We start from the raw sequence: 21,833 nt of genomic DNA, 5'->3' as shown, positions 1-21,833 counted from the left end.
ACATTAGACCTAGAGCTAAAGTTAATGCCTATCCAGTATAAGCCACCTGAGGATGGGGAACCGATAGTGATTAGGAATGGCGTATTTGAGAGGGTCCCGAATAAACCAATAATACTATACATACTGGGTGACGGCATAGGCCCTGAAATAGTAAGCGTGGCCATTGAAGTGGCTAATAAGGCCGTTGAACTTGCCTACGGCTCATCCAGACAGATAAAGTGGCTTGAGGTCTATGCCGGTGAGAAGGCGGAGAAGCTGGTGGGTAATAGGCTACCCCAGGAAACCATTGAGGCTCTTCAGAGGTACAGGGTTGTGTTAAAGGGGCCACTTGAGACGCCGGTGGGCGGTGGCTGGAGGTCAATAAACGTGGCCATAAGGCTACTCCTGGATACATACGCCAATGTGAGGCCGGTGAAGTACATTCAGGGAATTGAGTCGCCACTAAAGAACCCTGAGAGGATAGACTGGGTTATAGTTAGGGAGAACACTGATGACCTTTACAGGGGTTTTGAGTGGCAGTGGGATAGCCCTGAGGCCGCTAAGTTGAGGAGGTTCCTTAAGGAGGAGCTTAAGGTTGATGTTGACGAGGACTGTGGCCTAGGTGTCAAGCCCATAAGCCGTTGGAGGACTCAGAGGGTTGCCAGGTTCGCCTTTAGGTTTGCTATAAGCAATAAGAGGAGGTCGGTCACCATTATGCACAAGGGCAATGTCATGAAGTACACTGAGGGTGCGTTCAGGGAGTGGGCTTACGAAGTCGCCTTGAAGGAGTTCAGGGACTACGTAGTGACCGAGGATGAGGTTAACAAGCTGTACGGCGGTAAAGTACCCCAGGGGAAGATACTTGTGAACGATAGGATGGCTGATAACATGTTCGCCCAGTTGGTTACAAGACCTGAGTCTTATGATGTAATACTGGCACCTAACGTCAATGGTGACTACATAAGCGAATTAGCGGCATCATTAATGGGTAACGTGGGTATGATAGGGGCAGCTAACGTTGGTGACACTGCCGTAATGGTTGAGGCGATGCACGGGACAGCCCCTAAGTATGCCGGTAAAAACGTGGCAAACCCAACCAGTGAGATAAGGGCTATTGAACTGCTTCTACGCTTCATGAATTGGACGGAGGCCGCTAACCTACTCGATAAGGCTATTACCGAGGCCATAAAGCAGAGGAAGGTTACTCAGGACATAGCCAGGTATATGGGGATCACCCCACTTGGCACAAGGGAATACGGTAAGGCGCTCATGGAGATAATGGAAACCTTAAAATGAACCATCTTCCAAGTTAAGTTTCTAGGTTAAAACTAAGGTTTAATCTTTAAATCAACATGCATTTAATTACAAGATGAGGTGGCTGATACTATGTTAATTACCAGTGCGAAATCAGCTACGGCTTCAGGGCAATCAAGTATTAATTTCAAGTCCCAAAGGTAGTAAGAACCAGCAATTGATGCCGGGAACACCAGTACTCATCATTATGTTCTAATCAGCGCTAGGGCCCATGATCACTAAATCTCCTAAGCACCCCTAACCCTCACAGCTTTTAAGGGTACCTCCTGGCTGGTTTTACTACTCATTAGCCTTCTAATCATAAGCAGCCTATAAACCCTACATATTATGTAACTTAAAACATCCCCAGGGGTTCTGTTGGTGAAGCTCTGCGTGAATATCGGCGATGCACTGAGCCCATTATCCCAAATCTCAATGCACAAGTTGTCACCTTCACTTATCACATGAAGCTCAATAAACATGTTACTGGGCTTAATAATATAACGTGTACCGTTCTTAAAGTTATGCTTCTCAACGTAACCATCCAAGCAACCACCCATTAGCTCATCTATGATCTTAGTAGCGCCACTGCTCACGAATCTAAGCATTAAGCATCCATTTATAAGTGTAAGCGCTTCCAAATCAATAAGACCTGCCTTCAGTTAAATTTAACTCACCTTGGCAAAATGGCAACAAGTCTCGCTCTTTTAAGGTGAGGTTTACCTCATCATAAAAATAGTAATTAAACATGCCAAGGCTGAAGCCGATAAGACACCCACCGAGGCGTATTAAAGGAAGGGATGGTTCATGTCTGTGGTTTACATGTATAGCATGGGGGTTAACTATATATAATTATGTAGTAAATGTATTATGCCGGAGGTTCTATATAAGGGTTTGAGTAAGTTTTATAAAAGGTGCCCGGTAAGTCTCCTGTCTAATTAACTATGAGTAAACTTAATGGTTCAAAGCTACTAGGTGACCTGGGAGGTGTGACTTGGCTTGTGTTAATAATACTTGCATTTACATTCATGGCCAGGGCTAGTAACAACATGATTCAAACAACGGTGCCTTTAATGGCTGAGGAGTACTTCAACGCCAGCAACGCTGAGGTTGGTTTACTAGGTAGCGTGATTTCAGCATTCTCATTCATATCTACGGCATTTGTTAACGCTAGGTTAAGCTCCGAGAGGAGGAGGATCATGTTTGAGTTATCGACGGTGCTCTACTTCATAACATTTCTCATATACCCATTCATCAACTACATCGGGTTGTGGATAACCTCAGCCGCCGTCGGTTACCTACTGGGTGTGATAATGCCTAACATAGCCACGGCATCAAGTATAGTGGGTAGGTCCCAGGAGGTTAGGGAGAGGGTTATTGCTCTGTATACATTTGCACTAAGCCTAAGCCTAACCATAGGCCCTGTTATAGAGTCAGTGATACTGCGGTACTTTAGCCTAAGGTATGTCTTCCTGTTCTTCTCAGCATTCTCAGCGGTAATGATACCTCTATCATTCAAGATACCGTTCCCATCGGAAACACACAGCATTAACCATTTGAAGCTGAGTTCAGTTTGGTCAAGGGCAGGTTTTAGGGTTGCAGTCTACAATAACGCAATGTACAGCCTCCCCTTCGCCATGCTGACGGCTTTCGGGGGTATTTACGCAATTAGGTACTTCGGTGTAAGCAACTCTACCGTTTACCTATTGTTTGCGGCTTTCTTCACCACATCCTTCTTAACCAGGCTCTACATGTCAATGAGGTCCATTAGGGATGTTGGCAAGGCATCAATGTCCATGGCTATCTTGACCATTATTGGTGTAATGCTTATTACTACTTCGCCTAACGTATACGCCTACGCCGTAGCCCTGGCCCTACTCGGCATACCCCATGGGTTAACCTACCCTCTATCACTAATAGTGATATCAAGGGACTCTAGGGATGACGAGAGGAACGTATTGAACTCAGCCTTCTCATCAATAATGACCATAATAGGGGTGTTATCACCCATGCTACTTGGCGCCGCAGCTGACCTAATGGGTTTAAGACTAATGACACTTCTCGTCGAAGCCTCAGTAATAGTGTTCACGTGGTTTCTCTATAAGTCAATACGGCAATTAAGGGCTATGCCGCTGAGCATTGAGTTAAGGTGACAACGGTCAAGTCTCACCCTTTAGGGCAGTGTCGTCCCATTATGTGGGGTATGGAGCGAGACATTTTATAAACCCCAGCCTTGTTATGGTATTCAATAACCCCGTAATAGACGGGGTAACAATCGAGACCCCCATGGTGAAACCCTGCCCCTCAAGGGCAGGGAGGGGGTCATTTGGCCTGGTCAGGAGCTGGTATGAAGCCTTCAGCCTCTTAAGCGCCTCCCTCATGGTAAATGGTGCTGATTCTGTCTGCTAACTCACTGTAACCCATTTTCCTTAGGAATTCCAAAACCTCGGTTATGCTGGGGCCTGACCTAGCCCCCCTCCTTGTGACTTTAATTGCAGCTGCGGCGTTTGAGAATATTAACCTATCATCCCTATCTAACCCGATTAACTTGGCGAATACGTATGATGCGGCGAATACGTCACCAGCGCCAGTTGTGTCAATGGGTGTTACCCTAAATGCCTCAACTACCTTAACTCCCTCACTGGTGAATGACGCTGCCCCCCTTGATCCCATCGTCACCACCAGTTCATTGACGTTGACCTTTTCAAGTATCTTGAACCCGGCTGAAATCGGGTCCGTAACACCAGCCAGTCTACTGGCCTCTAGACTATTCATGAACCAGACATCAGCCCACCTTACTATTGGTGCCAATACATCTAAGCCCCTCAACGCCAACCCAGCCCCACCGTCGATCGACGTCGTTATGCCCAATTCCCTGGCCAGTTTAACACCAGCTTCAATTATGTTTAATCTGCTTGTGGCTAGGTGGAGGTGGTTGACATTGCTAAGGGAGTTAGTGTTTATGTCGACTGGTGCTAATCCAAGGTTAGCACCCCTATACTCAATCATCCTCCTACCCTCATCAGGCCCAATCAGGACAACCACGAGGCCACTCCTCTCTGCGCTAATCCTCTTAACCCACGTAATATCAACCCCCGCATCCTTAAGGTCCTCAAGCAGTGCATCACTGATCATATCGGTTCCGGTTGCGCCAATGAACCTTGAGTGGATGCCTAGCTTAGACGCTTGTACAGCGAAATTAGCGGCTGACCCACCACCACCTATGTAAGCCTCATAGGCTTCAACTGCGCTGTCGCTTTCAGGTAATGCCTGAACCCTGAAGTATACGTCCAGGTTAAGGTTGCCAACTGAGGCTACTGTTGGCTTATCCACGCTTTGGCTGGGTTTAGGCTGGGATAAATGCGTTTGCCGCATTTTTATCTAAGAGAAGGGTTTATAAGTCAGTGCTCTAGGGGTTTACTAGGTGATTAGATGTATCTAAATAAATTGGGAGAGGCTGATGTTGAAGATTTAGTTAAGAACGTTGACTTGAAGTATATACTTAGATGCGTGCTGAAGTTATCATCAACAGACGTTTCAATATACCACACACTACTGAACAATGATGGTAACGATCCATTAACAGTATCCGAGATATCAACCATCGTTAGGAAGTCGAGGAGTACAGTGGAGAAGTCTCTAATGAAGCTTATTCAACTTGGGTTAGTGGGTAGGAGGGCCGTACTGACCAGGAGGGGAGGCTACACGTACGTCTACTACGCACTACCCATTGACCACGTCAAGCAGAGGCTGCTTCAACTAGTGGCTTCGTATTACAACATTGCTAGGGAGCTCATTGAGTCAACGACACCGTTATCGATGGTTAAGTCGATAGAGGAGTCGGGGTTAAGTGGTGAGTGAGCTAAACAGCCCTTAACCTCAAACAACACCCCTTATTCTTGGGTCCACTAACCCATATGTTAAGTCAGCTATGAAGTTACCCACTATTACTGATATTATTATGACTAGGAACGCCCCCACGGTTGTCATGTAGTCTGAGGTGCCTGCAGTTACGTTAATTAAGTACCCTAACCCAGGGATACCAAACATGGACTCTATGAATATGCTGTTACCGAATAATATGCCGTACGAGTAGGCCAGTAGCGTTAACTGGGGTAAAATTGAGTTCTTACCCACGTAGGACGTTAATATTCTCCTTTCACGCAGCCCCCTAGCCCGGGCTGTTAGCACGTAATCCTCGGTGAGGGTCATTGAGGCCAGGCTCCTGGTTATGAAGACCCAATTCGGGAACAGTATGATGTAGTACGAGAATATGGGCAGTATTAAATGCTTCATAACATCAAAAATGTAAACTATGTTGAAACCTGGTTTAACACCCATGGAGCTTAAGCCGGCTATGGGTAATACCTTAAGGATGACGCCGAAGACTATTATCAAGGTTAGCGCTATCACGTATGACGGTATTGACTGCGTGAACGCGGCTAAGCCATTTATCACAGAGTCTATTATACCCGACTTGGATGCGCTGACGAGGCCAAGCATGTAACCGGTCATGAAGGCTAAGGTGAGTGATATGACGGCTATTATTATAGTCCATGGCGCCGCCAAGGCAATTATCTCGGCAACAGGCGCCCCATAGGTCCTCGACCAGCCTAAATTACCGTGGAGTACCATGGTTAGGAAGCGCAGGTAACTGTTAACTGGGTCCACCACAGGACCTGCCCCGGGCACGGCGTGAATTATGAAGAATGCTATGGCTAAGGCGAAGATTAGCTCGGCGAATAGCGTTAATGTGGTCTTTATCGTCCAAAGTACTGCACCTATAACCCTCTGGGGCAGTTTCCTTTCAAGCTTAGCTAGAATGAGGGCAACGTCAGGTAATTTGTATTTAACGTAATCCATCACACCGATGCTTCCCTCATTAACCTGCTCCCTCCCAATAAGCCTATTAACAGCCTCCAGGAGTAGTCTCCTGTATACCTCATCCCTCCTAGCCCTACTAATGACTCTTATCAAATCCTCCTCAGTAGCCATCCTAGGCACATTGCCGATGACGTTAACCACCTCATCAAGGTCCATAAACCTTAAGGCGGCGCATAGGAGCATGTTGTTAACCTCAGCCTCACCCCTCAAGGCTGCATCAACATATTCAGGTGAGAAGCCTAAATCCCAGGTATCAATACCCTTATCAACAATGTACTTAAGGATTTTTCGCCTTGAATCAGGGTCCACAGAGTACAAGTCAATTAAGTCGCAATCAACCATTACGCGGAGGTGAAGTCATAAACTATTATTTAAACATAACTCCATCTAAGCGTTAGACAGTAATTTAAAATGTTTAATCGCAAAAATGATTCAAGATACCGAGTCCTTGATGTAAAAGATGAGCGCACACCACATTGAAGGGTATGACTTAGCTACTGCCATGAGATTATATTAATTAAGATTCCTCGGAATCTCAATGGGGCCTCATTTATTTAGGTTATCAATGTTTTTAGTGGCTATGGTGTTTGATGTTTCATGGCCCATTGAGCTTTTATTAATTAAACTGCGGCATACCCTCAATAATGATCATTTGCCGTTAGTGACTGGGTAAATTAATCGGGAAGCCACCGGCGGGCATCTAGTTAAGTTATTAACCTAAAACCTAAACTGAAACCCTTATTAACTTTCTAAGGGTTTAACTGGGCGTGCCTAAGGATAAGGATGAGCTTGAGCAGTTTGAGGAGCAAGAGGAAGAGGAGGTTGAGGAGTCCAGTGAGGAGTATATACAGGAGAGTGCAATTACAGCCGAGACACCGACTAACACACCACCCAGCATACTAATTGACGTTACTTATGATGGTAAGGCAGGTAAGGCGCTGCTGAAGTTGTACGACTTCATTAATGATAGAATATATTACTGGTACGATAACACTGGGCATAGGCCATACTTAATAACCGACATACCGCCTGAGGAGGTGGCGAGTAAATATAGGGCTGTTTTCAGGGTTAAGGGCTTTGATCACATGGATGTTGTAAGTAAGTTCGATCCACTGGAGATGAAGCAGAAGACCTACACCATAATTTACGCCAAGGATCCATTATCAATAGGCGGTGGTAGGGAGTCTATTAGGGACCTGCTCCCTAGGAGCTGGGAGGCTAGGATAAAGTACCACCTATCCTACATCTACGATAATGGACTCATCCCAGGCATGTTCTACAGGGTTGAGAATGGTAAGTTAACACGGGTTGGGGTTGAGGTGCCTGGTGACATCAGGAAGCTTGGTGAGGAGTTGTACGCAGGTGATGACGAATACCTGGGTGCATTTAGGGAGTGGCTGCCCCTATTCCAAGCCCCAGTGCCACCATTGAAGAGGGTTGCCGTGGATATTGAGGTCTACACCCCCCAGGAGAATAAGATACCTAACCCCAGGGAGGCCATGTATGAGATAATAGCCATTGGCCTAGCTGGGAGTGATGGACTTAAGAGGGTTCTACTACTCAGAAGGCCTGGAATGGAGATGAACCCTGACGAGGTTGGGATGCTATTGAGCAGTGACGTTGAGTTAATGTTCTTCGACAGTGAGAGGGACCTACTCAAGGAGTTCTTCAAGGAGATAATGGCCTACCCAATCCTGGTAACCTTCAACGGTGACTCATTCGACTTAACCTACATATACAATAGGGCTCTTAAGTTAGGCTTCAGGAAGGAGGAGTTGCCCATAGTCCTGACTAGGGATGGAGAGGCTAGGTACGTGCTTGGGGTTCACATTGACCTATACAAATTCTTCAGCATTAGGGCTGTTGAGGTCTACGCCTTCGGTGGTAAGTACTCAGGTGGCGAGAAGACCCTTGACGCAATAGCCAGTGCCCTGCTGGGCATTTCAAAGGTTGAGAGGGAGAAGCCCATAGGCGAGCTAAGCTACATTGAACTGGCTAACTACAACTTCAGGGATGCCCTACTCACACTGTACCTCACAACATTCAACAATGAGTTAACCATGAAGTTGATTGTACTCTTAGCCAGGATATCAAAGACGCCGCTGAACGATGTTTCAAGGTACCAGGTATCGGCTTGGATTAGGAACATGGTTTACTTCGAGCACAGGAGGAGGGGTTGGTTAATACCAAACAAGGAGGATGTGATAAACGCTAAGGGTGGCGTCACCACCAAGGCTCTGATAAAGAACAAGAAGTACGCGGGTGCCATAGTCATAGAGCCCGTGGCCGGCATATACCCAAGCGTCTACGTACTGGACTTCGCAAGCCTATACCCATCTATAATAAAGAGGTGGAACCTATCCTACGAAACGGTCAGGTGCCCTGATGAGAAACAGGCCAATGACCCAGGAAACAAGCCAGTCCCCAACTTACCGCACTGGGTTTGCACAAACATGAGGGGGTTAACGTCACTGCTGGTTGGCCTGCTGAGGGATATGAGGGTTTACGTCTATAAGAGGTTAGCTAAGAGCGAGAAGGATCCCCAACAGAAGGACTACTACAATGTAGTTCAAGCGGCGTTGAAAGTCTTCATAAACGCATCATATGGCGTATTCGGTGCCGAGATTTTCCCACTCTACTGCCCACCATTGGCTGAGTTGGTGACGGCGTTGGGTAGGTTAGCCATAACCAAGACCATAGTGAAGGCCCTCGACCTAGGCTTAACCCCGATCTACGGTGACACAGATAGCCTCTTCCTATACAACCCCGATATGGGTAAGTTGGAGGAGTTGGTGAATTGGGTTAAGGAGGAGCTGGGCATTGACATCGAGTTGGATAAGGCCTATAGGATACTTGCCCTAAGTGGTAGGAAGAAGAACTACGCCGGTATACTACAGGATGGTTCAGTGGACATGAAGGGGCTTGTCGGCAAGAAGAGGAACACACCTGACATAGCCAAGGAAGCCGTTAAGGACGTCGTCCACCTGTTCAGCACCATAGGTGGCATAGGTGACGTTGAGAAGGTTACTGAGGCGATTAAGGATCGCGTTAAGGAGTATTACCTAATGATTAGGAATAAGGATGTTCCACTGGATAAGTTAGCCATAAAGATGGCTGTGAATAAGCCCATAAGCGACTACACCAAGAACACCCCACAACACGTTAAGGCAGCTGAGCTACTTAGCAAATACGGCGTCAAGGTCGGGCCAGGGGACATAATATTCTTCGTTAAGACCAGCACGAAGGAGGGTGTTAAGCCAGTTCAACTTGCCAGGATCGACGAGATAGATGTTGACAAGTACGTTGAGTACCTAAGGACATCACTAGAGCAGATACTGGACGCATTGGGCATATCCTTTGAAAACATAGTGGGCTCAAGACTCATGTAACAGGAAGGTAACTTTTAAATCCAGTATCAACTAACCTCAGGTATGGAATACGTTAGTTTAGGTAGAACTGGGTTAAAGATAATGACCTCCTCCCTGCCTTTGTTGGGCGAGGGTTAATCTTGGGGGTCTTGGTTGTTACCCCACTTATTACGGGGTTACTAAACATCCTAATAAGGTTGGACTTGATAAAATACTTCACTCCACCTGCCCTAAAGGGTGAGGCTTTGACCTTGGTCAACGTAGTCCCCCCCTGGGAAAAGTGAATTAGCCGCACGTTACTAATCCCTAACACCCTCTTTAAGGCTATGGCCTGCCTAATATCATCAAGGCCTTAGGTTGACAACGGTCAAGTTTCGTTGTTTTGTGTTGTTTCTTGGTTGGTTTAAAGTTTTAGTCTTTTGGTTGGTATTTTTGTTTCTGGTTACTTTTTAATTCCCCCTTGTTCCTACAGTCTTAGTGCCTAGGGTGGTGCCTTTTTCTTCCTTGGATGAGCCGGTGGGGCGATACCCCACCCTTTTCACTACCCTAGGCACACCTTCCTCCTCCACTCCTAAACTAAAGGGGAGTAGGAAATTGAGAGATGAAAATATGCGCACGGTTAGGCTTAGGCTACTGCCTAATGGCTCTCAAGAGAGGAGGCTAAGAAGAATCGCTGATGCTGCTGCTAGGCTTTGGAATGAGTTGAATTATGTTAGGCTTGTGCAGTTTAGGGTAAGTGGCAAAATAGACTTCAAAGGAACGGAGCATGAATTTTACCATAGGTATAAGAGTGTGTTGGGTGTGAATGCTGGGCAAGTCATAAGGTTGAATAACAGTGCCTGGAAATCATACTTCGAAACGCTTAGGCTTTACAAGCAAGGCAAACTACCGAGGTTTTACGGTAAGCCCTCACCACCAGGCTTCTGGAAGGACAAGCTACTAGGCAAGAGGGCTTTGAGGATTCTGGTTAGGAATGATAGGTACTACATTGAGCCAATCAATGGTGGGGAGGGCTATTTAGTCCTCAAGGACTGGAATTTAAGGGTTAGGTATGCTGGGAAGATAAAGTGGGCTGGTAAGCAGGGTACACTAATAATAAAGTATGAGGATAACAGATGGTTCGCATACGTACCCATAGAGGTTGGTTCTAAACCAGTGAAAACCAATCCAAAGGGTTACGTGAAGGGCATTTACGAGAAGGTGCAAATTGAGAATCTTAAGGGCAGTAATAAGGCATTCATAGACATCGGCTTAAACAACTTGTTTGCCGTGGTGTTTAGCCACACCGATACGGCAATACTAATCAAGGGCTCAACCATTAAGGCTGAGTACTACTGGTGGAAGAGGGAAATAGGCACCTACCAATCGATTAGGGATTGGCTCAAAAACCACGGTTTCGAGTCCTGGCGTAAATATCACATGTTTTACCTTCATGCTGAATACAAGCAACACGAGAGGCTAAGGCACTACTACAGGACAGCAATCAGATTCCTAGCGAGGATAATGCATGAAATGGGTGTTGATGAGGTATTCATCGGATACCCCTATTTAGTGAATCAAGATAATGGTAACGAGTTCAACACCAATGTTTGGTGGTTTAATAAAATCGTTAATTGGCTTAAGGATGTACTGCAAGAGTACGGCATAAGGCTCAACGTGGTTAATGAATACGGGACTAGTAAACAATGCTCAATATGCAGCATGAAGCATGAAAGTGGCAGAGTCAAGAGGGGACTATACGTATGCGAATCAACTGAGATCAAAATCAACGCCGACCTAAACGCAGCAAGAAACATAGCAAAAAGAATCGGTTACAACACCCCAATACCGAGAAAAATACTCAGCTACATAGTCACTACCAACGGGGTGAAACCATTAACCCCCATGGAGGGGGTAACTGTCGAGACCCCCCAAGATTAACCCTACCTCCCCGAGGTAGGGAAGGGGGTCATTAAGGCAAGTGATTCGTTGAAAATTAAGTTATGTTAACTTCTAGTAGCGATGTAATGTAGTCGCCTTAATGGATGGTTTCTTAAACGCAATCCTTTGTATCTTAATCTGGATAAAGCTTATATATTCACCCTGTGAAGGTGACTTGTGTCATTGCTTAACGTTGAGGAGCTTGAGAAGAAGTTGGCAGAACTGAACACCAGGTTGAATGAGATAAACGGCGAGATAAGTAACGCCTATAATGAGCTTAATGAGCTTAAGAAGAAGTTGAATGAGAAGAGGAGTCAATTATCTGCAATTATAAACCAGTTGAATGGTAAGAGGGGTGAGTTGAATGAGTTGAAGGGTAGGGTTAGGGAGCTGGTTGAGAAGAGGAATAGCATCATTGATCACCTTAAGAGGAGTAAGGCCGAGAAGGATGAGGTCACGAAGAGGATTACGCAGTTAAGGGATAGGTTGAAGAACCTTAGGGAGCTTTTAAGGGAACTTGAGGCGACTGGGGGTAGGGTTCAGGATAAGGATAAGTTAAAGGTGCTCATAGAGAAGCTCGAGTTTGAGCACGACACGTCACCCTCGGATTTAAAGAGGGAGATGGAGTTCTATAAGACCATTGTTGAGCTTGGTAAGAACCTTGAGAGGGCTGAGACACTGGATGAGTTAAGGGGGCACATAGCGGACACAGCCAGGGAGCTTGAGGAATTGGTTAAGAAGCGGGCGGAGTTGGTCAATGACCTTAAGGCAACCTACGAGGGTAGTTACAAGCCCATAAAGGACGAGTTGGCGGCGTTGAAAGGTAAGATTAATGAGGTTAGGAATGCCATAGGGGAGTTGAAGAAGAGGAGGGATGAATTGAAGGCTGAGAGGGATGAATTGAAGAGGCAGATTCTAGCCATCTACGCTAGGATTAAGGAGCTTAAGGAGTCCAAGAGACAGGTGATTGATGAGATAAATAAGAATAGGCTACTTCTCGTCGCAGCCAGGAAATCAGCCCTAGCTGCAGAGCGCAGGAGGAGTGAGGAGGCTGTTAAGAGTGAGTTGAAGAGGAAGGCCATGGAGGCCCTCCAGAAGCTTGAGAGGGGCGAGAGGGTTAGCCTAGACGAGTTAATGGGGCTTGAGGACTCTGAGGACGGTACACATGAGTAGTGGGCAGGTTGAAGCCGCCATTAGGTTCAAGCCCTCTGCCAACTTAGACGTGATGTATAGGGTTTTCAAGGCTATGGAGCCTGAGTTCAGGTTCAGGAGGGGTTCGGTCACTGTTAAAACAGAGGGTGGCCACCTAACCTTAATCATAAAAGCCAGTGATGTAAGTAGCGCCAGGAGCCTAATAAACAGCGTTCTTAAGCACGTCTACCTACTCCTCAACCTTCAACACTATACTTAACCCCATTCTCATCAAGCACCTTAACGTCAATCCTCCTCACGTTAATTAAAGCAGATCCATCACTAATCATCATTAGTGAAGCCCTGTGCCCAAGCACACTATTAACCTTATCCAGGTACTCTAGGTTCAACCTTACTGTTACGTAGTCCTTAAGCTCCTGGGCGACCCTACTCTTCAGTGAGTCTAGGCCAATGTTGTTCTTAGCCGATATGAATAGTGGGGTGCTTAGGTTAAATTCTGATGCTAAATTGGCTAAGGTTGAGTATTCGTTAACCTGGTCAATCTTATTGAAGACTGGGATAACCTTACTCATGGGTACCCCAATGTTGTTTAATATGGTCACTGAGCTGCTCAACTTCCTACGTACCTCTGGTAATGGGTCACTTGAGTCTATTAGCAGCAGTATTAGGTCGGCGTAGGCTATCTCCCTTATGGTTGAGTAGAAGGATTCAATGAGCACAGGTGGCAGGTCGTCTATGAACCCCACTGTGTCAGTCACCACGGCGTACTTACCGTTGAAGTTAACTAACCTTGAGTAGGTTGATAATGTTGCAAAGGCCTTACCGTCAATGTACTTACCTTCCCCAGTCAGCCTATTGAAGAGCGTGGTCTTACCTGCCATTGTGTAGCCTGTTAGTACGACCTCGGGTATTCCCTTATCCCTCCTCTTAACAATGTGCACATCCCTCATTGCCTTTATTGCCTGAAGCCTCCTCCTTATTGAGGCTATCTGCCTAAGCGCATGCTTATAGTACGTCTCGGCTCCATACTCACCTAGGCCGTGGAAGCCTATCTGCTCACCCCTCTTACTTAGCCTAATGTACTCCTTAATCATCGGTAGTGTATACCTCAACTCAGCTAGCCTTATCTGAAGCTTAGCCTCCGCATCACCAGCCCTACTATCGAATATCTCAAGTATCAACTTAACCCTATCCATTACGTTAATGCCCAATTCCCTGGACAGGTTGAAGGATTGACTTGGCTTAAGTTGATGATACGCTATCAGGTAGCCGACGCCATCGTTAATAAGCCCCTTAATCTCCCTAAGCTTACCCGCACCAACGTAGAACCTTGAATCTGGTGCCCTCCTCTGAACCACGACGTCCTTAATGCTGTACCCTGCAACCTCAGCAAGCATCCTGAACTCATCAACCTTGCTCCTAACTGGGTTTGGGTCAACGTAAACCAATATGGCTACCTTACCCATATTAAGTTAACGTTAGTTAGGTTGCTAACCAGCTTTAATTTATTTTCGCGAATTTATTTTCGCGCACCACCTACCTTAGGCTTAGGTCTAGGTATATTGAGTTCAGGATCTTCGCCAGGTTCTTCGACGTAACCCAGGTTAAGACCTCTATGTAGGCCTCGGCTGGTGTCCCACTCCTCAAAGTGACGTTGAACGTGTTGGCGAGTAGCTTAACGTGCTGTGTGCATTGCCTAAGCATTGGGCATTTTATGCAGTTTGGTATTGGCCTAACGCCGTTTATTATTATGAAGCCCGTCTTCTCATCCACGAAGGCCCCCTTCCCATTAACCAGCCTAATGCTCAATGAGCCGGGTCCCCCATCCTCAACCTCGTAGACTAGGTAAACTGGGGCTGAGAAGACTAGGCCAAACTCCCCCCTCTCAATCCACCCATACTTGGCTAGGACTGAGATGTGCTTGTAAAGCGTTGACTTAGGTAACTTAAGCTTCTGCCTAATCACAGGTGGCCTTGAAACACCGAAGGCTATTAACTTGAGTATGCTTAACCTACCTGGGTCGAGGGCCTTCTCAAAGGCGTCAGCGCTCATTAACCTCACCTTACCCCTCTTAAAGGTATGAGGCCTTATAGGGAACCTTATAACCACATCCTCATCAAGCTCATTAAGTAGACTCATGTCGGTAAATGACGCTGCAGCCACTTTAAGCAGCTTAATCACGCCCCTTTTAAACACTACCCACGTTACTTTGGCTAATGCAGCAGTGGGAATAGGGGTATGGATTCAACGACGCCATTGATCCCAACCAGTATGACGGAATTACCGGTGGCAAGAATGTTACCAGCTCCTGGTACCACGGGCGTCTGAACCTCCTTGATTAAGCTGCCGTTAATTGTAAGCACGAATAGCTCACCCTCCCTATTCTGAATAAGCACATACCTACCGTAAACCACCACGGCGTTGCTTAGCGTTGGCCCAGTTCTAAAAGTCCATAGAACATGACCATTACTAACGTTGACTGCGTAGAGTAGGCCAACGGGTGAATCATGGAGAACTATACCGCTGTAAATCACTACTGGTGGCGCCTCCAGGTTGGGTGTTACCTTTGATAAGCCCTCATTGAGCACCCAGAGTGTTTCACCATCAGTGGCGTTGAGGGCTATTAACATGACGCTCATAGTATCGTTAGCGTAATGCACCGTGAACGACGTTACAACAATACCCCTATAATACGCTGGTGATGAATCATCTAAACCACCCATGTTATTGTACGACCCATATAGGTAATCGCTCCAAATGACATTACCATTAGTCGCATTAATAGCCCAAAAGGTTGTGGCTGTGCCGAAGTAGACTACGTCATTAACCAGGAGCAGTGAGGACATGCTGTCATATGAACCTAATTCATCAACCCAAATGGGCTTGCCATTAGTGATGTTCAGTGCAAAGGCATCACCACTGCCATCAGACTCAATTACAAGGCCCCTGTAGTAGGCAGGTGTTGGCATGTCCTCACCTATGGTTGTGTAATTCCATAGCACATTACCATTTGTGACGTTCAAAGCGGCAATGTAATTAACGCCAGTTCCCCTATAGGTCGGCGTCAACACATTGTTACCTAGGCCAATTATCAATATGCCATTGACTATTATAGGTTGTGTCATTATTTGGTTCGGGAAGACCTTGCACCAGGCTAGGTTGCCATTGGTTAGGTTTAGGGCACATACACTACCTATGTTGTATGGAAAACTTGAAATGGAGAAGTTGTATGGCCCAGATGTGGTTACTATGAGCAAGTCGTCGTATATCCCAGGCGGCACCACAACACCCCAGGTTAGGTTAACTATGAAGTAGCCTGTCCTAGTGGGCACCACGTAGTTATGGTTGGGGTTGCCCTCGAACATCACAGTGTTCCTCCTGTAATTACCCGTGCCCTCAGGTATTGACTGAACCAGCTGAGGTAGGGTGAATGATGGGTATTGGTTAGTTAATGTCAAGTTGCCGTTTGCCTGCAGGGTGTACGTTATGGTTATTGTCTTAGTCACTGTACTTGTTATGGTTATATGGTTAACCGGCTTAATGAAGGTACTGTTGGGCACCAGCACCGCCAGTGACACCACCAATGCGAGTACAGTAACCGTTATCGATAACCGATACTTATCCATGATGAGGACCCGGATGTTCATGTATTTAAATCTTCCTCACCGTGTATAAACACTGGAAGCAGCTCCTTGAGGTAAAGTTTAATAAGCATTAGCGCATGATGCGTTTTCAGTGACCTCAATGGAAATGGAGTGAGGTGGGTTGTTGGTTCAGCCTGGCCGTACATATACGCAGTCCCGCATCTAGGTAACCTGGTGGGTTCACTGCTGTCGGCTGATGTATTCGCCAGGTACCTTAAGTTAAGGGGTTATGAAGTGGTCTACGTAACGGGCAGTGATGAGCATGGCACACCCATTGAGGTTGAGGCTATTAAGCTGGGTATTGAACCTAGGCTACTGACCGATAGGATGCATGAGGTGATTAAGAAACTCCTTAAACTATGGGGTATTGAACCCGACAACTACACTAGGACTGAGTCGGAGGTTCATAAGCAGTACGTTAGGGACACCTTCACTAAGATATATAAAAACGGCTACATATTCACGAGGGATGATGAACTACCCTACTGCCCAAGGGATAAGATATTCCTACCCGACAGGTTCGTGATTGGCACATGCCCATACTGCGGCTACCCCTACGCCAGGGGTGATCAATGTGAGAACTGCGGTAGGTTGCTTGAACCCAGGCTACTGATCAACCCCAGGTGCGCCATATGTGGCTCAACCCCGGAGTGGAGGGTGACTAGGCACTGGTACCTTGATCTGAGGCGCCTTGAGGAGAGGATTAAGAGGTACATTGAGGGTAACGGCGCCTTACCGGACAATGCGAGGCAGATGAGCCTAGGCATGCTTAAGGAGGGTTTGAGGCCGAGGGCCATAACCAGGGATAATAAGTGGGGTATACCGGCCCCATTCCCAGGGGCTGAGGGTAAGACAATATACGTCTGGTTTGAGGCCGTCCTAGGCTACGTGTCAGCCACCATAGAGTACTTCAAGGGTGTTGGTAAGGAGGATGAGTGGAGGCGCTTCTGGTTTGATAAGGGCACTAGGGTGGTGTTCTTCATAGGGAAGGATAACATACCGTTCCACACAATAATATTCCCAGCCCTATTAATGGCCACGGGTGAGGATTACGTTATGCCGTGGACAGTCTCCTCAACGGAGTACTTAATTTTCGAGGGGAGGAAGTTCTCGAAGAGCCAGAGGATTGGGGTTTGGGCTGATGAGGCCATAGCCCTCCTCCCAGCCGACTACTGGAGGTTCTACCTAATTTACAATAGGCCCGAGCAGAGGGACAGCAACTTCACCTGGGACTCATTCCTAGACGTGGTTAACTCCATAATGAACGACACAATAGGCAACTTCATACACAGGGTCTTGACACTGGCCAGCAGGAGGTGGGGTACTGTACCCAGTGGCGTGAAGCTGAGTGAGCAGGACCAGGAGGTGTATGGTAAGGTCCTTGATGTGATGAGTAAGGTTGAGGAGAATTACGAGGCCATTAGGCTTAAGGATGCGGTAGCCCAGTCAATAGAAATAGCCAGGCTGGGTAACAGGTACCTTAACGAGAAGCAGCCCTGGAGGCTAAGCGATGCCGAGTTTAACAGCTCGCTCTACATGCTGCTGAGCGCCGTTAAGGCCCTGTCAGTGGCCCTAGCCCCCGTAATACCATTCAGCGTCAGTAGCCTCTGGAGGATGATGGGGTATAGTGGTGGGTTAAGGTGGGATGACGCCAAGAGGCCCATTGAGGAAGGGTTAAGACTAGGTGAACCAAAGCCGCTCTTCAGGAAGATAAGCAGGGAGGAGCTTAACAGCATGCTTAAGAGGCTTGACGAGATAAGGGACCTTAAGGACAGGGGTAAGTACCCGTGGGAGCAGGTTTACCTACCAGAGGGTTAAGCCTGGGCGCTTAAATCAACCATTAATGGTGATGAATGTTTATTAACCCCTAAACCCGCTTAAGGGCGTTATGTCCAATCAACAGGAGGGTGGGGAGATAGGGCCAGTTGAGGCCAGCATACTCCTAACGTTAATTAGGCTTAACGGGAAGTGCCTACAAAAGGACCTGTGGAAGATGGCTGGGACCAACAGCAAGGTTGGCATACCAGCCCTAAACAAGTTGATTAAAATGGGGCTTGTCACTAAGAGGAGGGTTAGTGAGAAGGTTTACGAGATTAAGTTAACCAGGAAGGGTCTGAGGGAGGCTAAGAGACTTGAGGCCAAGGCAAGCGTAATACCTGAGGTCGACCTAAACCTACTGGCCACGATACCCTGCTTCTACTGCCCATACATAACATCATGCGGCGTTGGCCACGAGAACTCACCAGAGACCTGCGAGATGCTAGGCAGTTGGTTATACAACCTAGCCAAGTTGAAGGACATGGTTAACTTGGAGGCGCAGTAAAAGGGTGGATGCATGTGGATATCAACCAGCGGTTACTCATCATTAAGGTAAAGTTTAAAAAATAAGCATGTAGCGTTGCGTGATGCCCACCTTCAAGCTTGTTTTAAGCGACCCAAGGAGTGGTAGGGCCAGGCAACTTGAGGTTAAGGATGAGGTGGCGCAGAGGCTCATTGGGCTAAGGATAGGTGAGGTTTTTGACGCCCAACTGCTGAGCGGCGTAATAGACCTACCCCAGGGCTTCAGGGTGAGGGTAACCGGCGGTACAGGCTATGATGGGGCGCCCATGCACCCTGGTGTCGAGGGGCCGGTTAAGAGGTATGCGCTTCTCTCAGGTAGGCCTGGGTTTAGGCCCAGTAGGGGTGGTGAAAGGAGGAGGAAGTTGATTAGGGGTAACACTATCAGTGACCAGACTGTTCAAATAAACGCAGTCCTAGTCTACCCTGAGGGTTGGGATAAAGGGCCAGTCATACAGGCTGGTGAGACTAAGCAAGCCGAGGCTAAGGCTGAGGAGAAGGCTGAGGCCGCTTAACCACTAGCCTCATTCACTAACTCCACTATTTTACTGTAGTTTAATGCATTTATGCCCATTAAGTAGCCTGTTAATGTCCCGTTTCCACGGGATATTATAACCATTGGGAGTATTGAAGCTACTGACCCACTGTTCAACGCCTTAATGACAGTAGTCGCATTGAGTATGCCCAGGGCCTGTGTGGAGTTGAATAGGCCTATGGGTATCTGGGACCCATAGCTTAACCATGAGGCAGTGGCCAAGTAGACACCGGGTGGTGCCGTGCAGTTCAGGGTCTCCATGCTGAAGTATACATTAGTCCACTGGGGTGGTGTAATGAATTGGAAGCCAACGGATGGTGCATTAAGGAGCACAAGAATAACGCTTGAGGACTTGGTTAAATTGTAAAGTAGGCTGTACGGAATAGTGCATTGGGTGGTTGGGGCAATGGTTATGAACACTGTGACCGGCTTAGTCCCATTGAAGACCAGGGGATTCATGAGTGATGGGGTTGTTGAGTAGGAGGTTATGTTAACCAGTGATACGCCTATCAGTGAGAAGACGTTGAACTTAGCCGTGGGTTGCTTGTAAAGTAGGGTTGGGCCTATGTAGGCGATTATGAACCCAACCTCAGCTATTGCAATAGCCACTATGGCAGTTATGAAGAGCCTCCTCTTCTTCCTACTAGCCCTACTCCTCCTTGACATGAGCAAACGGTGAACCGGGAATTAATAAGCATTATTCACACCAGTGGGTCTCAATCCAACTAGGGGGGTTAATCAGGATTAGCCATACCACTCAACGTGAATGCATAACCGGCTTAGTGCGTTGTGCAGTGCGCTTTAGCCTTAAATGTTGTTAATATTTAGCAAAATATCTATGAATATATATTATAGGTCTTTTGATTAAGTTCAAATAGATTACGCTTAATCACTAGGCGCTTAATGTTTAAAAATTGCAGAGAATTGCGTCTTAAGATGGGAATTTCTGAATTGGCTGAGCAGGGTAATGGGGCTAATGGCCCCAGGGTACTTAGGTTATTTAGGTATTTAACTAACATTAACTGTGATTTGGATGCGGGTAGGCTTAAGGAGATTGTTGGTTCACTGTTGAACTTAACCTACGCGGTTGCTGATGATGAGGCTAAGCTTAATGATGAAGTCGTCTTCAGGTTCCAGTATGCACTGCACCTAACCCTAGCCATACTGAGTTCAGCTGAGGATGGTTGCCTAACGCCCAGCTGCATCAGTAAGCTAGTTAATGTACTGCGTAGGGTTGGTGAACTGGCAAGTAAATGCGTAGATGAGTGCAGTGAAATAGTGCTTATTAATGAGGAGCTTAGGAGCATGTATGAGCATGAGCAGTCTTGCTCATCATACTGGAGGTTTTAACCCAGCCTAATATCATAAAGCTCCTTGGCCATTTGGGGGTTTCTCATTAACGCCGTACCCACCAGTAGTGCATTAGCCCCCTCCCTGGCCAGTAATTCGGCGGTGCCCCTATCCCTAACCCCGCTCTCGGCAACTATAACAACCCCCTTACCCCTAATTGCCCTAATCACCTCAAGGCTCCTCTCATGGGATATGGCTAAGTTGTCCAGGTCCCTTGAGTTAACGCCAATAATGCAATTGGGGTAGTCCTCAGCCACCTTAACGGCATCCTCAACGTTATCAACCTCAATCAGGGGTTCAAGCCCCCTACGCCTAATGGCATCAACAACCTCACCCACGTCACCATTAAGAAGCCTATATATCACGAGGACCGCACTTGCACCATTGGCGTAGGCCTCATCAACCTGGCTTTCACTAATCACGAAGTCCTTGTAGAGCACGGGCTTATTAAAAAGCGCAGCCACCCTGACGAATACTGGATGGCCCATGAAGAAGAATGGCTCCGTCAATACACTGAACCCCGTTGCGTAAGGTGAGACTTGGCTGAAGTAGCTGTAGGGGTCTAGGTCAACCCTAATCACGCCACTGGGGCTGGCTCTCTTATACTCAGCTATTAAGGCTGCGTAACCCTCACTGTTCCTAGCCTCAATAGCCCTCATCAGGCTTAATGCCCCAGCAATCCGACTACTCATCAACTTAACCCTAAGCTCAGTAATCCTCCTAACCTCACTTAGAAAACCCACAATTTAGCTTAAGGAGCCCCATTTTTAAACACTACAACCTGTACCACAACTAGCTAAAAACCGTGAAGACGCAAAGATATCTATAGTGTGGAGCATAAGCGTCACCGTGTTGATGGTGCCCCGGCCGGGATTTGAACCCGGGTCACGGGCTCGAGAGGCCCGCCTTAGGGTGGGTGAACCCACTATCCTTGTCCGGGCTAAACGACCGGGGCCTATGGGCTGTCCTTAACTTAAGCCTTTTTAGCTTTTCCGTTTGGAATTTGTTTTGGGGTTGTTTGGGTGGGTGTGGTGTGTTGGTGTTTCCGTGGATGCTGTTGTGGTTAACTTGGGTTGAATAGTGTGTTGGTTGTGTTCTGTTGTTGCCTATTTAAGGCTTGTACGTATGCCTTTGGGACTAGGTTTATGTGTAGGTAAATGTAGCCTGGTGGGAAGACACCGCCCATTGGGATTAGGTTTAGTGATAGCTTTATTAACCCCTGCTCTGCTGAGGTATTCAGTAGTCCCGATAAAGCGGGGTAACCTCCAAGACCCCAAGAAACCCCCACCCCTTAAGGGCGGGGAAGGGGTCAGACGCCTATTATGCCTATCCTGGTTCCGTTTGGTGCTATGATGTTGAAGCCGAATACGT

At 47.1% G+C, this 21,833-nt stretch carries 20 protein-coding genes and 1 tRNA gene; 11 read left to right on the top strand and 10 right to left on the bottom strand.

Translation table 11 applies throughout. From position 1 onward, the window contains the following. Positions 1–24 precede the first annotated feature (24 nt). Positions 25–1,275, top strand: coding sequence for an NADP-dependent isocitrate dehydrogenase (locus tag AAX04_RS09565; protein ID WP_066797531.1), 1,251 nt, complete (start codon positions 25–27; stop codon positions 1,273–1,275). A gap of 245 nt (positions 1,276–1,520) precedes the next feature. On the opposite strand, the gene AAX04_RS09560 is transcribed toward AAX04_RS09565, so the two are convergent. Next, positions 1,521–1,868, bottom strand: a complete 348-nt coding sequence (locus AAX04_RS09560) for a hypothetical protein (RefSeq protein WP_066797519.1) — start codon at positions 1,866–1,868, stop codon at positions 1,521–1,523. Between the two features lie 393 nt (positions 1,869–2,261). On the opposite strand from AAX04_RS09560, the gene AAX04_RS09555 reads away from it, so the two are divergent. Continuing rightward, positions 2,262–3,425, top strand: coding sequence for an MFS transporter (locus AAX04_RS09555; RefSeq protein ID WP_162270130.1), 1,164 nt, complete (start codon positions 2,262–2,264; stop codon positions 3,423–3,425). Between the two features lie 211 nt (positions 3,426–3,636). On the opposite strand, the gene AAX04_RS09550 is transcribed toward AAX04_RS09555, so the two are convergent. Continuing rightward, entirely contained in the window at positions 3,637–4,605 is a 969-nt protein-coding gene (locus tag AAX04_RS09550; protein WP_084761362.1) for a carbohydrate kinase family protein, read from the bottom strand. A gap of 99 nt (positions 4,606–4,704) precedes the next feature. On the opposite strand from AAX04_RS09550, the gene AAX04_RS09545 reads away from it, so the two are divergent. Next, the gene (locus AAX04_RS09545; protein WP_066797513.1) at positions 4,705–5,133 is read left to right on the top strand and encodes a helix-turn-helix domain-containing protein; all 429 of its coding nucleotides are present in this window, start codon (positions 4,705–4,707) and stop codon (positions 5,131–5,133) included. Positions 5,134–5,151: 18 nt separating this feature from the next. On the opposite strand, the gene AAX04_RS09540 is transcribed toward AAX04_RS09545, so the two are convergent. Continuing rightward, complete coding sequence (locus AAX04_RS09540; RefSeq protein WP_066797511.1) at positions 5,152–6,498, bottom strand: ABC transporter permease; 1,347 nt, start codon at positions 6,496–6,498, stop codon at positions 5,152–5,154. Between the two features lie 425 nt (positions 6,499–6,923). Here AAX04_RS09540 and AAX04_RS09535 point away from each other — a divergent pair, with 425 nt between their 5' ends. From AAX04_RS09535 to AAX04_RS09515, 4 genes are all read left to right on the top strand, one after another. Continuing rightward, entirely contained in the window at positions 6,924–9,545 is a 2,622-nt protein-coding gene (locus AAX04_RS09535) for a DNA-directed DNA polymerase I (RefSeq protein ID WP_066797504.1), read from the top strand. A gap of 588 nt (positions 9,546–10,133) precedes the next feature. Next, entirely contained in the window at positions 10,134–11,444 is a 1,311-nt protein-coding gene (locus tag AAX04_RS09525) for a zinc ribbon domain-containing protein (protein ID WP_066797498.1), read from the top strand. A 177-nt stretch (positions 11,445–11,621) separates the two neighbouring features. Then, positions 11,622–12,617, top strand: a complete 996-nt coding sequence (locus tag AAX04_RS09520) for a coiled-coil protein (protein WP_066797495.1) — start codon at positions 11,622–11,624, stop codon at positions 12,615–12,617. After that, positions 12,610–12,855 (top strand): KEOPS complex subunit Pcc1, encoded by a 246-nt coding sequence (locus AAX04_RS09515; protein WP_066797492.1) that lies wholly within the window; start codon positions 12,610–12,612, stop codon positions 12,853–12,855. Before AAX04_RS09520 ends, AAX04_RS09515 begins: the two co-directional genes overlap by 8 nt. Here the strand turns inward: AAX04_RS09515 and hflX are convergent. From hflX to AAX04_RS09500, 3 genes are all read right to left on the bottom strand, one after another. Next, positions 12,833–14,062, bottom strand: coding sequence for a GTPase HflX (gene hflX, locus AAX04_RS09510; RefSeq protein ID WP_066797488.1), 1,230 nt, complete (start codon positions 14,060–14,062; stop codon positions 12,833–12,835). The two genes, AAX04_RS09515 and hflX, sit on opposite strands and share 23 nt — an antisense overlap. A gap of 70 nt (positions 14,063–14,132) precedes the next feature. Then, on the bottom strand, positions 14,133–14,759 hold the full coding sequence (locus AAX04_RS09505) for a helix-turn-helix domain-containing protein (protein WP_066797486.1): 627 nt from the start codon (positions 14,757–14,759) through the stop codon (positions 14,133–14,135). A gap of 50 nt (positions 14,760–14,809) precedes the next feature. Beyond that, positions 14,810–16,222 (bottom strand): PQQ-binding-like beta-propeller repeat protein, encoded by a 1,413-nt coding sequence (locus tag AAX04_RS09500; RefSeq protein ID WP_066797484.1) that lies wholly within the window; start codon positions 16,220–16,222, stop codon positions 14,810–14,812. A gap of 129 nt (positions 16,223–16,351) precedes the next feature. On the opposite strand from AAX04_RS09500, the gene metG reads away from it, so the two are divergent. The 3 genes from metG (at position 16,352) to AAX04_RS09485 (ending at position 19,092) form a co-directional block, all read left to right on the top strand. After that, positions 16,352–18,058, top strand: a complete 1,707-nt coding sequence (metG, locus tag AAX04_RS09495) for a methionine--tRNA ligase (RefSeq protein ID WP_066797482.1) — start codon at positions 16,352–16,354, stop codon at positions 18,056–18,058. 70 nt (positions 18,059–18,128) lie between these two features. After that, positions 18,129–18,563: a MarR family winged helix-turn-helix transcriptional regulator gene (locus AAX04_RS09490; RefSeq protein ID WP_066797479.1), complete on the top strand. Its 435-nt coding sequence runs from the start codon at positions 18,129–18,131 to the stop codon at positions 18,561–18,563. An 82-nt stretch (positions 18,564–18,645) separates the two neighbouring features. Further along, the gene (locus tag AAX04_RS09485) at positions 18,646–19,092 is read left to right on the top strand and encodes a 30S ribosomal protein S6e (protein ID WP_066797476.1); all 447 of its coding nucleotides are present in this window, start codon (positions 18,646–18,648) and stop codon (positions 19,090–19,092) included. On the opposite strand, the gene AAX04_RS09480 is transcribed toward AAX04_RS09485, so the two are convergent. After that, positions 19,089–19,778, bottom strand: coding sequence for a hypothetical protein (locus tag AAX04_RS09480; protein WP_066797473.1), 690 nt, complete (start codon positions 19,776–19,778; stop codon positions 19,089–19,091). The genes AAX04_RS09485 and AAX04_RS09480 overlap by 4 nt on opposite strands. Before the next feature lie 270 nt (positions 19,779–20,048). Between AAX04_RS09480 and AAX04_RS09475 the strand changes: the two genes are divergently transcribed. Next, the gene (locus tag AAX04_RS09475) at positions 20,049–20,462 is read left to right on the top strand and encodes a hypothetical protein (RefSeq protein WP_066797470.1); all 414 of its coding nucleotides are present in this window, start codon (positions 20,049–20,051) and stop codon (positions 20,460–20,462) included. On the opposite strand, the gene AAX04_RS09470 is transcribed toward AAX04_RS09475, so the two are convergent. The 3 genes from AAX04_RS09470 to AAX04_RS12495 form a co-directional block, all read right to left on the bottom strand. Then, positions 20,459–21,205: an indole-3-glycerol-phosphate synthase gene (locus AAX04_RS09470; protein WP_066797467.1), complete on the bottom strand. Its 747-nt coding sequence runs from the start codon at positions 21,203–21,205 to the stop codon at positions 20,459–20,461. The two genes, AAX04_RS09475 and AAX04_RS09470, sit on opposite strands and share 4 nt — an antisense overlap. 113 nt (positions 21,206–21,318) lie before the next feature. Then, positions 21,319–21,417 (bottom strand) — tRNA-Glu (locus tag AAX04_RS11990). A gap of 108 nt (positions 21,418–21,525) precedes the next feature. Further along, complete coding sequence (locus AAX04_RS12495; RefSeq protein ID WP_255363591.1) at positions 21,526–21,648, bottom strand: hypothetical protein; 123 nt, start codon at positions 21,646–21,648, stop codon at positions 21,526–21,528. Positions 21,649–21,833: the final 185 nt, after the last annotated feature.

Source organism: Caldivirga sp. MU80 (assembly GCF_001663375.1).
GTDB lineage: Archaea > Thermoproteota > Thermoprotei > Thermoproteales > Thermocladiaceae > Caldivirga.
The sequence above is the reverse complement of the archived record's forward strand: the minus strand, read 5'-3'. Positions and strand labels throughout refer to the sequence as shown.

Coding starts and splice junctions, on each gene's coding strand:
- AAX04_RS09565 (WP_066797531.1), top strand. CDS start 25: ATGCCTATCCAGTATAAGCCACCTGAGGATGGGGAACCGATAGTGATT.
- AAX04_RS09545 (WP_066797513.1), top strand. CDS start 4,705: ATGTATCTAAATAAATTGGGAGAGGCTGATGTTGAAGATTTAGTTAAG.
- AAX04_RS09540 (WP_066797511.1), bottom strand. CDS start 6,498: ATGGTTGATTGCGACTTAATTGACTTGTACTCTGTGGACCCTGATTCA.
- AAX04_RS09525 (WP_066797498.1), top strand. CDS start 10,134: ATGCGCACGGTTAGGCTTAGGCTACTGCCTAATGGCTCTCAAGAGAGG.
- AAX04_RS09515 (WP_066797492.1), top strand. CDS start 12,610: ATGAGTAGTGGGCAGGTTGAAGCCGCCATTAGGTTCAAGCCCTCTGCC.
- hflX (WP_066797488.1), bottom strand. CDS start 14,062: ATGGGTAAGGTAGCCATATTGGTTTACGTTGACCCAAACCCAGTTAGG.
- AAX04_RS09500 (WP_066797484.1), bottom strand. CDS start 16,222: ATGGATAAGTATCGGTTATCGATAACGGTTACTGTACTCGCATTGGTG.
- AAX04_RS09490 (WP_066797479.1), top strand. CDS start 18,129: ATGTCCAATCAACAGGAGGGTGGGGAGATAGGGCCAGTTGAGGCCAGC.
- AAX04_RS09485 (WP_066797476.1), top strand. CDS start 18,646: ATGCCCACCTTCAAGCTTGTTTTAAGCGACCCAAGGAGTGGTAGGGCC.
- AAX04_RS09480 (WP_066797473.1), bottom strand. CDS start 19,778: ATGTCAAGGAGGAGTAGGGCTAGTAGGAAGAAGAGGAGGCTCTTCATA.
- AAX04_RS09475 (WP_066797470.1), top strand. CDS start 20,049: ATGGGAATTTCTGAATTGGCTGAGCAGGGTAATGGGGCTAATGGCCCC.
- AAX04_RS12495 (WP_255363591.1), bottom strand. CDS start 21,648: ATGGGCGGTGTCTTCCCACCAGGCTACATTTACCTACACATAAACCTA.